This is a genomic window from Salinimicrobium marinum (genome assembly GCF_014651535.1).
In the GTDB taxonomy this organism is placed as follows: Bacteria; Bacteroidota; Bacteroidia; order Flavobacteriales; family Flavobacteriaceae; genus Salinimicrobium; species Salinimicrobium marinum.
Map to the genome: position 1 here is coordinate 370667 of NZ_BMXB01000002.1, position 14406 is coordinate 385072.

Annotated in this window: 15 protein-coding genes; 12 read left to right on the plus strand and 3 right to left on the minus strand. The window is 39.1% G+C overall.

Annotation, left to right across the window (positions count from 1 at the left end):
- Window positions 1-23: 23 nt before the first annotated feature.
- On the minus strand, window positions 24-374 hold the full coding sequence (locus IE056_RS05600; RefSeq protein ID WP_189603699.1) for a 4Fe-4S dicluster domain-containing protein: 351 nt from the start codon (window positions 372-374) through the stop codon (window positions 24-26).
- Between the two features lie 64 nt (window positions 375-438).
- Between IE056_RS05600 and IE056_RS05605 the strand changes: the two genes are divergently transcribed.
- The 8 genes from IE056_RS05605 (at window position 439) to IE056_RS05640 (ending at window position 8002) form a co-directional block, all read left to right on the plus strand.
- The gene (locus IE056_RS05605) at window positions 439-1521 is read left to right on the plus strand and encodes an acyl-CoA reductase (RefSeq protein ID WP_189603700.1); all 1083 of its coding nucleotides are present in this window, start codon (window positions 439-441) and stop codon (window positions 1519-1521) included.
- A gap of 129 nt (window positions 1522-1650) precedes the next feature.
- The gene (gene serC, locus IE056_RS05610; protein WP_189603701.1) at window positions 1651-2715 is read left to right on the plus strand and encodes a 3-phosphoserine/phosphohydroxythreonine transaminase; all 1065 of its coding nucleotides are present in this window, start codon (window positions 1651-1653) and stop codon (window positions 2713-2715) included.
- Between the two features lie 28 nt (window positions 2716-2743).
- Entirely contained in the window at window positions 2744-3697 is a 954-nt protein-coding gene (locus tag IE056_RS05615) for a D-2-hydroxyacid dehydrogenase (protein WP_189603702.1), read from the plus strand.
- A 127-nt stretch (window positions 3698-3824) separates the two neighbouring features.
- Window positions 3825-4433, plus strand: coding sequence for a DUF937 domain-containing protein (locus IE056_RS05620; protein ID WP_189603703.1), 609 nt, complete (start codon window positions 3825-3827; stop codon window positions 4431-4433).
- A 60-nt stretch (window positions 4434-4493) separates the two neighbouring features.
- Window positions 4494-4952: a DUF6146 family protein gene (locus IE056_RS05625; RefSeq protein ID WP_189603704.1), complete on the plus strand. Its 459-nt coding sequence runs from the start codon at window positions 4494-4496 to the stop codon at window positions 4950-4952.
- 56 nt (window positions 4953-5008) lie between these two features.
- Window positions 5009-5329 (plus strand): DUF6787 family protein, encoded by a 321-nt coding sequence (locus IE056_RS05630; RefSeq protein ID WP_189603705.1) that lies wholly within the window; start codon window positions 5009-5011, stop codon window positions 5327-5329.
- A 5-nt stretch (window positions 5330-5334) separates the two neighbouring features.
- On the plus strand, window positions 5335-5652 hold the full coding sequence (locus tag IE056_RS05635) for a hypothetical protein (RefSeq protein WP_229793665.1): 318 nt from the start codon (window positions 5335-5337) through the stop codon (window positions 5650-5652).
- Window positions 5653-5710: 58 nt separating this feature from the next.
- Window positions 5711-8002 carry a TonB-dependent receptor gene (locus IE056_RS05640; RefSeq protein WP_189603706.1) on the plus strand — a complete coding sequence of 764 codons (2292 nt, stop codon included), beginning with the start codon at window positions 5711-5713 and terminating at the stop codon, window positions 8000-8002.
- Between the two features lie 105 nt (window positions 8003-8107).
- Here IE056_RS05640 and IE056_RS05645 read toward each other — a convergent pair whose 3' ends face one another.
- Together IE056_RS05645 and msrA are read right to left on the minus strand one after the other, a co-directional pair.
- Window positions 8108-8401 (minus strand): hypothetical protein, encoded by a 294-nt coding sequence (locus IE056_RS05645; protein ID WP_189603707.1) that lies wholly within the window; start codon window positions 8399-8401, stop codon window positions 8108-8110.
- Window positions 8402-8553: 152 nt separating this feature from the next.
- Window positions 8554-9096 carry a peptide-methionine (S)-S-oxide reductase MsrA gene (msrA, locus tag IE056_RS05650; RefSeq protein ID WP_189603708.1) on the minus strand — a complete coding sequence of 181 codons (543 nt, stop codon included), beginning with the start codon at window positions 9094-9096 and terminating at the stop codon, window positions 8554-8556.
- 434 nt (window positions 9097-9530) lie between these two features.
- Here msrA and IE056_RS05655 point away from each other — a divergent pair, with 434 nt between their 5' ends.
- The 4 genes from IE056_RS05655 (at window position 9531) to IE056_RS05670 (ending at window position 14337) form a co-directional block, all read left to right on the plus strand.
- Window positions 9531-10190: an ABC transporter ATP-binding protein gene (locus IE056_RS05655; RefSeq protein ID WP_189603709.1), complete on the plus strand. Its 660-nt coding sequence runs from the start codon at window positions 9531-9533 to the stop codon at window positions 10188-10190.
- Between the two features lie 140 nt (window positions 10191-10330).
- Window positions 10331-11095, plus strand: coding sequence for a TIGR02757 family protein (locus tag IE056_RS05660; protein ID WP_189603710.1), 765 nt, complete (start codon window positions 10331-10333; stop codon window positions 11093-11095).
- Window positions 11096-11181: 86 nt separating this feature from the next.
- Window positions 11182-12366 (plus strand): sensor histidine kinase, encoded by a 1185-nt coding sequence (locus IE056_RS05665; protein ID WP_189603711.1) that lies wholly within the window; start codon window positions 11182-11184, stop codon window positions 12364-12366.
- 39 nt (window positions 12367-12405) lie between these two features.
- The gene (locus IE056_RS05670; RefSeq protein ID WP_189603712.1) at window positions 12406-14337 is read left to right on the plus strand and encodes a BatA domain-containing protein; all 1932 of its coding nucleotides are present in this window, start codon (window positions 12406-12408) and stop codon (window positions 14335-14337) included.
- Window positions 14338-14406: the final 69 nt, after the last annotated feature.

Genomic DNA, 14406 nt, shown 5'->3' on the forward strand with positions numbered 1-14406 from the left:
TCTGGAGGACAAAGGTTCCAAATTTATTCGTGGTGCATAAAAGCCTGCTTTTCCAGTAATTCCTGCTCTGTTTCTTCATTGGCAGGGTCTGGAACGCAACAATCCACTGGACATACCGCAGCACATTGTGGCTCATCATGGAAACCTTTGCACTCGGTACATTTATCGGGTACTATATAATATATTTCATCACTTAAAGGCTCCTGCGCTTCCCCGGCATTTGCTTTTTTACCATTTGGTAAAACCACGTTCCCGTCAAGATCGGTTCCGTCTGCATATCTCCAGTCGTCGGCACCTTCATAAATTGCGGTGTTTGGACATTCAGGTTCACAAGCTCCACAGTTTATACATTCATCTGTTATAATAATTGCCATAGCTTATTTTTGTTCTAAATTTGCACAAATTTAAAGCCAAAACAGTTCTTAAACAAATAAGCGCATGACAATCGAACAGCGAAAAAAAAACATTAGTAGCCTCGGACAATTTTTAAGTCAGTTTGATTTCACCGGAAACAAGAAACAAGAGTCTCTACCATACAACGATCCGCATTACGACCGGCTGCAACAGCAAATAAATTTGGCGGTGCATCACAACGGCTGGTTTACCAAAGAAAATATTATTTTTTCGCTACAGCAATGGAGCAAGGCCTTAACTCAGGATAATCTTGATAAATGGCTTGCCCCCTATGATCTCAAGAAAGTCAGCCAAAAAACTGTAGGCATTATAATGGCCGGTAACATTCCGTTAGTAGGATTTCACGATTTTCTTTCGGTTCTTATCAGCGGGCATAAAGTGTTGGTCAAACAATCCACAAATGATAAGTTATTGCTTCCCATCCTGGCAGATTATCTAATAGCTATCAATCCCGAATGGAAGGAGAAAATTCAGTTTTTAAAAGAATCTTCTGAAGGAGCAGAAAAAATGAAAGATTATGATGCGGTTATTGCTACCGGAAGTAATAACACTGCGCGATATTTCGAATTTTATTTTGCCGGAAAACCTTCTATTATTCGAAAAAATAGAAATTCGGTGGCTGTTCTTACCGGAAATGAAACTTCTGAAGAACTGTCACTTTTAGGTGAGGACATTTTCAGGTATTATGGATTGGGGTGCCGCAATGTTTCCAAGCTTTATGTTCCTGAAGGCTATGATTTTGATGCATTTTTCAAAGGCATTTATTCCTGGAACCCAATCATTAATCAGGCGAAGTATGCCAATAATTATGATTACAACAAGGCGGTTTACCTAATGAGCTTGTTCAAACTTCTGGAAAACGGATTCCTCATTTTAAAAGAAGATGAAAGTTTAAGCTCCCCTATTGCTACTTTGTTTTACGAAACCTATTCTGATGTTTCACAGCTAAAGGAAGAATTATCTAATCGACGGGAAGAGATCCAATGCGTAGTAGGAAATGGAATTACAAAAAACGCAGTGAGTTTTGGCCAAACGCAGCATCCGGAATTGTGGGATTATGCAGATAATGTAGACACTTTGGATTTTCTGATCAATAAACTGAATTAAATTTTAATACTTCTGAAGAAACCTGCAACCAATGGTTTTTCAGAAAAAAGGTGAATTCTTAAATTATCATTTTCCTAACAGGGAAAACCTAAGGATTTTATCATATTTGTAACTGTTAAAAAACTTCATATGAAAAAACATAATTATAGTGCCGGCCCCTGCATTCTTCCGCAGGAAGTATTCCAGGAGGCTTCTCAGGCAGTCCTTGATTTCAACAACACAGGGTTATCCATTCTTGAAATCTCCCATCGAAGCAAGGAATTTGTAGATGTAATGGAGGAGGCCCGGAATCTTGCACTCGAACTATTGGGTCTAGAAGGAAAAGGATACAAAGCCCTGTTTTTACAGGGAGGTGCAAGCACCCAGTTTCTTATGGTGGCTTACAACCTGTTACAGGTGAAAGCCGGATACCTTAACACCGGAGCCTGGTCTACCAAAGCAATCAAAGAAGCCAAACTTTTTGGGGATGTGGCCGAAGTAGCCTCTTCTGCCGATAAAGATTTTAGATATATTCCAAAAGGATATTTTATTCCTTCAGATGTTGATTACTTTCACTGTACCAGTAACAATACTATCTACGGAACCCAAATTAAAGAATTCCCGAATACTCCGAAGCCCATCGTTTGTGACATGAGCAGCGATATATTCTCTAGAGAACTGGATTTTTCTAAATTTGACCTGATCTATGCAGGTGCTCAGAAAAATTTAGGTCCGGCGGGAACTACTCTGGTAGTCATTAAAGAAGATATACTGGGAAAAGTGGAAAGATCTATACCTTCCATGATGGATTACAAGATCCATATCAATAAAGCGAGCATGTTCAATACACCAGCGGTATTTGCGGTATATACTTCAATGCTGACACTGAGATGGATCAAAAAGAACGGCGGAATTGCAGCAATGGAAGAGAGAAACGAAAAGAAAGCTGCTCTGTTATATTCAGAAATTGACATTAATCCATTATTTCAGGGATATGCAGATAAAAAGGATCGTTCTACTATGAACGCGACTTTCACATTATTAAATGACGACCTAAAGGAAACCTTTGATACCATGTGGAAGGAAGCCGGAGTAAACGGATTAAACGGCCACCGAAGTGTTGGAGGTTATCGTGCATCTATGTACAATGCCCTTCCACTGGAAAGTGTACAGGTACTAGTAGACGTGATGAGTGAATTAGAACGTAAGGCATAATAAAGGAATAAGTACAGAAAACAACTGAATGAAAGTTTTAGTAAACGATCCCATATCCCAAAGCGGAATCAAAGCGCTGGAAGCGGCCGGTTTTGAAGTAGACTCTGTCAAAGTCGCCCAGGAACAGCTCAAGTCGTACATTAATGAAAATGATATCAGTGTACTTTTAGTTAGAAGTGCAACCAAAGTGCGGAAAGATCTTATTGACTCCTGCCCCAGCCTTAAACTTATTGGCCGCGGCGGAGTAGGAATGGATAATATTGATGTGGAGTATGCCAAAAGCAAAGGCATTCATGTAATCAATACACCTGCAGCTTCCTCGGAATCTGTGGCAGAGCTTGTTTTTGCACATTTATTTACCGGAGTACGTTATTTACACGATTCCAATCGAAATATGCCGCTGGAAGGTGATTCCCGGTTTAAGGAATTAAAGAAAAGTTATGCCAGAGGCAGCGAATTAAGAGGTAAAACTATTGGGATTATTGGCTTTGGCCGCATTGGCCGCCAGGTTGCAAAGATTGCGCTGGGACTGGGAATGAAGGTGATTGCAAGCGACCAGAAAGAAGGAGAAGCAGAAATTACACTTAACTTTTATAACGACCAAACCATCACCATTCCAATTAGGACAGAGCATGTAGATCAAATCATCGAACATGCAGATTTTATTACGTTACATGTTCCGGCGCAAAAAGAGCCTATAATAGGTAAGAAAGAGATCGAAAGAATGAAGGACGGAGCGGCGATCATTAACACCTCACGTGGCGGTGTGGTCAATGAGGTGGCATTAATCGAGGCCCTCGAATCTGGAAAACTTTCCTTTGCAGGTTTGGATACTTTCGAACAGGAACCAACTCCATCCATCCAGGTGCTTATGAACAGTCATGTTTCTTTAAGTCCGCATATTGGAGCCTCTACTGTGGAAGCACAGGAAAGAATTGGGATAGAACTGGCAGAACAGATCATACATCTTCTGAAGAAGTAACCTTTTAATTTAAGATTTTATTAAATGCTTCTGTTAAAAGAAGCATTTTTTTATGTCAAAATCTTTCTGGATTAAGGGGTTGAGTATAAAAAACAGTAAATTGAAGTAAACCTATAAAAAGTAAAAAATGGCTTCAATATTAGATTTTTTAGAATCAGATACAGGAAAACAGTTTATTCAGAAATCAAGCAAAGAGGTAGATGAAAGTCCGGAGAAAGTGAAATCGGCTTTAGGAATGGCCCTTCCGATGCTTTTGGGAGCGATGAAAAATAACAGCCAGAGTGAAGATGGCAAAGAAAACCTGAACAAAGCACTTGAAGATGAAAAGCATGATGGTTCTGTTCTGGACAACCTAAAATCCGGAAATATTTCTGCACTACTGGAGGAAGGATCGGGCGTTGTCAAACATATTTTTGGAGGTAAACAAGGTTCGATTGCCGAAGGTGTAGGTTCTGCTGTGGGCATGGAGAGTTCGAAGGTTACAAAACTATTGCAAATGGCCGCTCCTGTTGTCATGGGAATCCTCGGAAAACAAAAAAGAAAAGACCAAGTTGGGAAAGGCGGAATTTCAGATCTTTTAGGATCGGTTCTCGGTACCAATTCCTCTCATGATCAATCCTTGCTGGAAACTTTTATGGATTCTGCAGGCGATGGTACTATTGCAAAAGATGTCGCCGGAAAACTCTTTGGCGGAAAAGATAAATCGAAAGGCCTGGGTAGTTTTTTCAAAGGCTGATTTACTGGAACAGAATTATTTATTTCTTTTTATTTGCTAACTTACATCAAAGAAAACACTATGAAAAACCTTCTTTATTTCCTGCTTCTTGGATTATTTATATACAGCTGCTCTACCACGCAGTCCAGGAATGGTGTACTTTACGGAGAGGAAGGTTTGGGACCTTATGACACCACAGACACTGCTGCAGCCAACGATACGGTGCGCATTGCAAATGACAGCCTGGAATACGAAATCATAATTATTGAACCCGGATTTTCCACCTTTTTAAATTCAATTGCAAGACCAGAAGGCTACTATTCGCAGTCCTATCTGGAAAATAAAAACCGGTTTCTGGTTGCAGATTACAACCAGAGAGTTCAACAACCTTTTCGATATGATGCTAATATCTATGAACAGCAAATTAATTACGATCCCCAAATAGATTATGGTTACGAAGTGAATTACAAACTGTATTACTGGTTTGTGTATTTATCACAAAGATATAATCAGCGGTTTTCGGTGCCTACCAGGATTTAACATGAATAGAAAAAATACATTTCCATAACCCAATTTGTTTTTAATATCTTTGCGTTATGGAAAAGTTGAAAGAACGTTGGGGAATTTCCTCAACCTGGCAAATTATCTTGATAATAACCGTCTTTGGTTTAACAGGATCTTCTTCCGTATATGTCGCTAAACCGCTACTTGAAATGCTGGGATTGGCCAGAATGAATTTTTCACCGGATTTCTGGTGGGGTGGATTCAGTTATTATGTTCTTCGTATCCTCCTTATTTTTCCGATTTATCAGGTATTGCTGGTATGCTATGGTTGGATTTTCGGCCAGTTCAAATTCTTCTGGTCGTTTGAGAAGAATATGCTGGGAAGAATTGGATTTTCAAGATTGATTAAATAATTCTTTTGAAATTAATTACCAAATACGGTCTGATTTTTCTGGTTTCACTGCTGTTGTTTCCTTCCGCAGTAAAACTTGCACATTTCTTTGCCAATCACGAGCATACCTATTGCAACCATTATTCAGAAGGTCATTTCCACGAAAAAAATCTGGATTGTGAACTTTTTAAGTTTCAGCAAGCCCCTATTTCTTCGGCTGCACTTTTTAGTTATGAATTTCATATTCCGGATATAGAGAATTCAAAACCTGTTTCTGCTTATATTTTCCTAAGTGATCATCAAAAACTTCCATTCAGTTTAAGGGGTCCTCCATCCCTGGCTTAATTCCACAGAAGTTTTTTAGGGGCTATTGCCCATTATACCTATCACTTAATTTCAATCAATGAAAAACATATTTCTACTGCTATTTATAGCAGTGACTACTTTTAGCTATGGTCAAAATTCCCTTAACGGACAAGTTAAAGACGAATCTACAAATCAACCTGTGGTAGGTGCCACAGTATATATCTCTAAACTGGATATCGGTACCATAACAGATCTTGATGGGGAATTTTCTTTTCAGGGCATATCAAACGGAACCTACAACCTCCTGGTTTCTTCACTGGGATATTCCAGTAGAACGAGAAGTATCGTCGTTCCATCAAAGGAGGCTCTTGAAATAATACTTTCCCCTTCTGCCATTGAAATGGAAGAGATCATCATCTCTACTCCTTTTCATCAACTTCAAAGTGAAAACGTCATGAAGGTAGAACGCGCAACACTAGAGGAAATTTCCAGAACAGGAGCCATTAATCTGGCAGAAGGACTTACTCAGATTGCCGGGGTGGAAAGTATTACTACCGGCACAGGAATAGGAAAACCGGTAATTAGAGGTTTAAGTTCGAATCGGGTACTTGTCTATACGCAGGGAGTTAGATTTGAAAATCAGCAGTTCGGGGATGAGCATGGCTTGGGAATAAGTGATTCAGGCGTGGAAAGTGTGGAAGTGATCAAAGGACCTGCTTCCTTACTCTACGGGAGCGATGCTTTAGGTGGAGTATTATATCTTAATCCGGAAAGATATGCACCTGTTAGAACCTCACAGCTCGATGCGGGTTTTACCTATAATACCAATACTGAAGGTATAAGAACCAACGCCGGATTCAAAGCTTCTTCTAATAAGTTAAAGTTTTTATTACGTGGAAACTATGAGGTCCACAGTGATTATAAAACCGGAAATGAGCAACGCGTCACCAATTCCAGGTTTGATGAATGGGACCTTAAAACCGGAGTGGGCTTTAGAAGCGGCGATTATCATGGTGATCTTCGCTACAACCTGAATGCCAGCAAGACCGGAATTCCTGAAGAAATCGGACTGCAATCAACCTCAAAGGATGTTTTAGAACCGTATCAACAGGTACAAAACCACGTTCTGAGCCTGGATAATAAATTCTATTTCGATAATTCAAGCCTGGATGTAAAACTTGGTTACCTCTTTAATGACCGCAAGGAGTTTGAAGACCATCACGAACATGAGCATGAGCATGAGACTGACCATGAACACGGCGAAGAAGAAGAGCATGACGAGGAAGAAGTCCATGAAGAACATGGAGAAGAGGCCGCCCTGGATACGCATCTGGAAACCATTAATTACGATGCAAAGTACCATTTTCCAAGAATGGGAGATTTTGAAACCATTGTAGGTGTACAGGGAATGTTCCAGAACAACAAGAATTTTGGGGAAGAGATCCTCATTCCGGATGCCTCCATCAGAGACTTCGGAATATTGGCTACTACCCATTACCATCTGGACAATCTGGATATACAAGCTGGGATAAGATATGACAACAGGAGCATCGACAGTGAATCTTTTGGGGAAACCGGGCATGAAGGATTTATTCCTGCAGTAGACAGAAAATTTAATAGTTTTAATGGTGCCTTTGGAGTTAAATATGATTTTTCACCGGCTTTCGTCACCAGGATCAATCTTGCCACCGGATTTCGTGCGCCCAATTTAGCAGAACTTACTTCTAACGGAAGCCACCACGGCACCAACAGGTATGAAATTGGAAATGCCAGCCTTAAAAATGAGCAGAATTATCAATTGGATCTTGCACTGGAATACCGGAATGAACACTTCGAGGTTTTTACCAATGCTTTCTACAACAACATCAGCAATTATATTTATCTCAATCCAACTGGAGAAATTATTGATGATAACAACGTTTTTGAATATGTCCAGAATAATGCCGAAATGTATGGTGGAGAAGCAGGGTTGCACATCCATCCTCATCCCTTGGATTGGTTACACATTGAAAGCACCTATGAACTGGTAATAGGAAAACAGGAGAACGGGAACTATTTGCCGTTGATTCCGGCGCAATCCATTCTTAATACCTTAAGGTTTGAATTAGGAGACCAAAAGTGGCTGAGCGAAAGTTATAGTTTTATTAGTCTTAAAAGTATTTTTGAACAGAACAGGACCAGTATTTTCGAAACTGAAACTGCAGGGTATTCCCTGCTAAGCGCAGGTTTTGGAACTTCTTTTAGCATTGATACCACTGAAGTCCAACTGCGGGTAAGCGGAAAGAATTTACTAAATGAAACCTATATTTCCCATCTTTCCCGTTTAAAAACAGACGAAATCCCAAACATGGGTAGAAATGTAAGTCTGGGAGTAAAAGTTATTCTATAAAAAGTACGGGTAAGCAAAAAAGCTGTCTGAAAGACTTCTCTTCTTCAACCCCCTTTCGGGACAGGTTGACAGAAATAGTCTTTCAGACAGCTTTTTAATATTTTTTTAAAGAGCTTCCACTTCAATATAACTCTCTTCCTTTTTCCATACAAAAGTATAGAGCCACATTAAGGTAAAAGTTGGTATCACATCTGTAAACGGAAGGATCTCTTCTAAAAAGACGATCACAGAAGCAAGTTTTCCTTTTCTTCCGGGATACATTTCCGACATTTTTTTTGCTGCATATGGTGCCCATGCAAGATCTAAAAATGGACCAACAAGTGGAATGGACATAGATGCCATACCTATGGCATCATAAACCACACTTTTTATTAGCAATTTCTTTTTCTGAATATTCATCGAGCTGATTTTTATTTATTTAAAGCAAAAAAAGTGCCAGATTCCAGGGTAGAAGGATCGCTGCACTGAAAGATACAGAAAGTGCATTCACTTTAAATAAAAGATCACAACAAGGTTTCCTGTCTGCCCTTCATTCTCTTTTCCCTATTAAACTACTTCAGCTTATCTGCAAAGGATTGTTTAAGTTTCTGCACTTTTGGATCAATAATGATCTGGCAGTAAGGCTGACTCCGGTGCTGGTTGTAATAATCCCTATGCTCCTGTTCAGCTTCATAAAAAGGTCCGGCTTCTGTTATTTCCGTTACAATTGGATTGCTGAAAACTTCCTCTTCCTTCAATTGGTTTACTACTTTTTCTGCCAGTCTTTTTTGTTCTTCAGAATGGTAAAATATTGCACTTCTATACTGAGTTCCCAAATCATTCTGCTGCCTGTTTAATGTAGTTGGATCGTGCGTGGTAAAAAATATCTTCAGAAGATCTTCATACGAGATCCTCTCACTGTCAAAATGGATTTCTATCGCCTCTGCATGTCCGGTTCTACCTGTGATTACCTCTCGGTATGGTGGATTTTTTATGTTCCCTCCGGTAAACCCTGAAATCACTTTCTCTACTCCTTTTACTCTTTGAAAAACTGCTTCGGTACACCAAAAACAGCCTCCTGCAAACGTCGCTTTTTCTAATTTCTCTTTACTCATAATCCCAAATTACCATTTTATAAAATAAAAGTAAAGCCAAATCAAGTGTTACCTTCTTGTTTTAACTAATATTTGGCAGCTCACCGCAATGGCAGCCCCTGCCGTTTATATCATCTTAAGATTAGATGTATCTTTAAAAACCCATGACCTGACCAAGAGATTATTATCTTTTTTTGCCTTTTTTTCTGCATATATGCAAAATTTTAAATACGCAGGATCCCTTCTTTTAAAAAAAAACTGAAATTTTTCTCCTGTATCGTATTTTTAATTTTCAGTTTAAATAGCTCCAGGGAATTAGCTTATGACCAGAGTCTTAAGGATCTTTTAGAAGAACCTGAAAGACTTGATTTCTCCCTGAGGCTTGTTTAATTTATTGACTATAATTCGGATAAAAACATCATTAAAGATTAATATTGCAGAAGATAAATTTAAATATGATAGAAGCTAAGGAAATCCATAAGTCATACAATGATCTTCATGTTCTTAAAGGAGTGAATTTACATATCCCTAAGGGAGAAATAGTTTCGATTGTAGGAGCTTCGGGCGCCGGGAAAACCACACTGCTCCAAATACTTGGAACCCTTGATTTACCTGACCGTAGGCAGGAAAGTGAATTGTTCGTCAACAACACCAATATTTATTCCCTGTCGTCCAAAGAGTTATCAAAATTCAGAAATGAGAATATCGGATTTATTTTTCAGTTTCATCAGCTCCTTCCGGAGTTTACTGCACTGGAAAATATTTGTATTCCGGCTTTTATTAAAAAGACGCCAAAAGCAGAGGCGGAGAAAAGAGGAAAAGAACTTCTTGATTTTCTAGGTCTGGCACCAAGAGCAAATCACAAACCATCGGAACTGAGTGGCGGAGAGCAACAAAGAGTAGCCGTGGCACGATCCCTCATCAATAACCCCGGGGTCATTTTTGCCGACGAACCCTCGGGAAATCTTGACAGTGAATCGGCTGAGAACCTTCACAAACTCTTTTTTGAACTTCGGAAGGAATTTGGGCAAACCTTTGTTATTGTTACCCATAATGAAGAGCTTGCGAATATGGCCGACCGAAAACTCACGATGGTGGATGGAAATATCGTTTAAAGTTAGAAATACGCTGTACGGGTGCAAACGCCAAAAAATATTCTTGCATTCGTGGCTATTATAATATCCTCTCGTCACTAAATTTTGAGAAAACATAAAGCCCTTCAAAGAGTTGGGAGAACCAAAAACAACTATACAATTTGAAACGTTCAGAATTAAAGGAGTTTTTAGATTTTAAAGTTGAACAGTACAATACACCTGATTTTATTTCTTCAGATCCTGTTCAGATTCCGCACCTTTTTACCAAAAAAGAGGATATTGAAATAGCAGGATTTTTAACTTCTATTATAGCCTGGGGCAACAGGAAAAGCATTTTAAACAATGCTCATAAACTAATGGAATTTCTGGAGAATTCTCCCCATGATTTTGTAATGAACCATTCAGAAGAAGATCTGGAGTCGCTTCAGCAGTTCGTGCATCGAACTTTTAACGGAACAGACCTTACCTACTTCCTTCAATCTCTAAGAAATATTTATAAAAATCACCACGGACTGGAGGGTGTTTTTACTAATCACGCACAGCCAGATTCCCTTCAACCGGCAATACATGAGTTTAAAAAAGTGTTTTTTGAGTTACCTCATGAAAGCAGAACCGAAAAACACATAAGCGATCCTTTAAAAAATTCAGCAGCAAAAAGGATCAACATGTTTCTTCGGTGGATGGTAAGAAAAGACAGCGGAAATGTAGATTTTGGAATCTGGGAGGATATTTCTCCCTCTATGCTCTCCTGTCCGCTGGATGTACACTCCGGAAATGTAGCTCGAAAACTTAAGCTGCTAAAACGGAAACAAAATGATGCCAAAGCACTTTCTGAGCTTGATTCAACTCTTCGAAAACTCGATCCGCAAGATCCTGTAAAGTATGATTTTGCCCTTTTTGGTCTGGGAGTCTTCGAGAAATATTAGGAAGAAAAACATTTTTTTAACTATTTAAGATTCAAAACATATGAGTTTTAATATCTTTATCTTCTTTTATAGATCTCAAAAGATATATGATTGAATCGCATCTCCGGATACCGGAAAAACCTTTACAGGCAGACACTACAGAAATAAACCTGCTGCACCTTTGTCCCGAGAAGGATTTTGATGACATTCTCGTACTTGCCTCTCAATTGTGCAACACTACTGTAGCCGCTATAATAGGGGTTACTAATGGAATTCCCTGGATCAAATCTGTTTTTGGTACCGAAGAAAAAGAAACCCTATTGAATCCCTGTTTCTGGAAACCGGTAATGGAGCAGGAAAGAATTCTCGGGATAGAAGACCTTAAAAAAGATCCCGATTTCCAATCACTGCAAAGTAAATTCACTTTCTACGCAGGGGTTCCGCTGATCAGTGCCTTTCAAAAAGTCGGAGTTTTATATGTAGCCGATGAAAAGCCGGGTGACCTCAATGATAATCAAAGAGTAGCCCTGGACATTCTCTCCCGCCAAATACTAAATCAAATTGACTATCAAAAACAGCATAATGAATTGCTGAAGGTGCAGAAGAAATTGCAGGAACGGTACCGTGAACTGGAGAAATTTTCAAGTGTCGTGTCCCATGATATTAAATCCCCGCTGGCAAATATCATTTCCCTTACCGAACTGCTTCAGGAAGAGAATAAAGATTCCTTAAATGCTGATACTGTACAGTACCTAGATTTTCTTATTCAGTCATCCTACAGCCTGCGTAATTATGTTGACGGTATCCTTACGTTTTACAGGAGTGAAAAGATTTTGGACAAGGCAAAAGAAGATGTGGAGCTTCAAAAATTCTTTAAATCCATTGCAGATCTGTATCAGGTAAATTCAAATGTTGAGATTTCCTATCCTCTTATCGGGACTCTTCAGAAAGTCAATAAGGCAGCTATGGCTCAGATTTTTATGAATTTGATCAGCAATGCATTAAAATACAACAGCAAACCTTTTCGTAAAGTTGAAATAAGTTTTTCTGAAACTGAACGACATTATTATTTTGAAGTTCTGGATAACGGAAACGGAATTCCCGCAGAAGATTTCGACAAGATTTTCGATCTTTTCACCACCCTGGATTCTAATGATCGCGACGGAAATCCCGGCACCGGAATTGGACTGGCCACGGTAAAAAAACTTCTGGACCATTTGGGCGGCACAATCACGGTAGAATCTGAATTACACAAGGGCAGCAATTTTAAATTCAAAATAAAAAGAATGTAAGCTTATCATTTTCTATATTTGATAAATTTCTGCCTGAGAATGCATTTTAAATACCCGGAATTACTTTATGCGCTCTTTTTACTAGTAATCCCACTGTTGGTACATCTTTTTCAGTTAAGAAAATTCCGGAAAGAAAAATTTACCAATGTCAAATTTCTAAGGAAGGCCAGCCTGCAGACCCGCAAGAGTTCACAGGTAAAAAAATGGCTTATTCTCTGCACCAGGCTTCTTTTGCTGGCTGCTATAATTTTTGCCTTTGCACAACCCTTTTTTCCGTCAGATTCCAACCGTGCTGCGGTAGAACGTGAAACGGTGATCTATTTAGATAACTCCTACAGCATGCAGGCACGAGGGTCTAACGGAATTTTATTACGCCGCGGAGTCCAGGAATTGCTTGAATATCTACCTGTGGATGCTACTTTTTCATTTTTTACCAATGATGCGGAATTTAAAAACGTAACTGCAGAAAATCTTCGGAACGATCTACAACAACTCACCTACTCCCCAAATCAATTGAGCTGGGAGGCTGTTCAAATAAAAGCCGGAAATTACTTTTCAGATAATCCAGGTGCTTCCAAAAACCTCATTACCATTTCAGATTTTCAGAAAAAGAGAGATTCGGAGGTACTGACTTCTGGGAAGGGAATTTACACCAGGATCGTACAAATGGAACCAGAAAACATCACAAATATCACTATAGATACAGCTTTTATAGCTGCAAGAACCCTGGATGAATCCACTTTAACAGTAGGGCTAAAAGCAACAGGAAATCCTTCAGCAGAAATTCCGGTGTCACTTTATAATAATGACCATCTTCTAGCTAAAAAAACAGTTAGCCTTAAAGAAGATTTATCGGCAGAGACTACTTTCAAAGTAACTTCAGAAAATTTACCAGGGGGAAGAATTAGTATAAATGATTCGGGTTTGAACTTTGATAACCAGTTATTCTTCAGCATTAATAAAAATGATCCTGTTAAAGTGGTGGTGATCACTAACAGTGATGATTCATTCCTGCGCAGGATCTTTAGAGAACCCGATTTCAACCTTAAATCATTTTCAGAAAACCGGGTGGATTTTAATGCGCTTACTTCTGCAAACCTGATTGTCCTTAACGAGCCCGAAGAGATATCCTCTCCCCTGGCCGGAACTTTGCGAAGCCTTTTACAGGAAGATATATATCTGGCACTCATACCTTCAGAAGGGGCCGATCTTACTACTTATAATGCTTTCTTCAGGGAGGTTGGATTACCGGCTTTTGAACAAAAATCAGATCAGGAAAAACTAATTACCATGATTTCGTACGCACATCCGCTTTATCAATCTGTGTTTGATGAGGAGGTGCATAATTTTCAGTATCCAAAAGTGCAGAGTTCCTACAGCTTAACCGGAAATGTAATTCCAGTGTTAAGCTATGAGAATGGCGAGGCTTTTCTTTTTCAGAAGGGCAACATTTTTGTTTTTACCGGCGCCTTAAATACCGAAAATTCCAATTTCCAGATGGCGCCACTTATCGTTCCCACCTTTTTTAATATCGGGAACCTGGCGCTCGAGGCTTCACAGCTATATTATATTTCTGGAAATTCTGCCAAAGTAGATCTGAATGTTTCTTTAGGAAGAGATGAGATCCTGAAGGTTCATTCATCCGATTATTCGTTTATCCCACGACAACAGAATTTCCAGAGAAAGGTAGAACTTTATTTTGATGAAGCTCCTGAAGAAGCGGGACATTATTCGGTGGTAAAAGATACTTCTGAAATCAGTGTACTAAGTTTTAATATTGACAGAACTGAAAGCAATATGGATTACATAGACATAACCTCTTCCGAAGGGATAACGGTAAGTAATTCTGTTTCTGAAGTTTTCCGGGAAATAGATACAGAAAATGACACCGAGGCGCTTTGGAAATGGTTTGTTATTTTTGGGCTGTTGCTTCTGTTGACTGAAATGCTCATTCTAAAGTTCTTTAAATAAGTGCCGGAAAAAGAGAATCCAGTTCAGAAAATAAAAAAGGATATAAAAATCCTTATAAAAATAGATAGT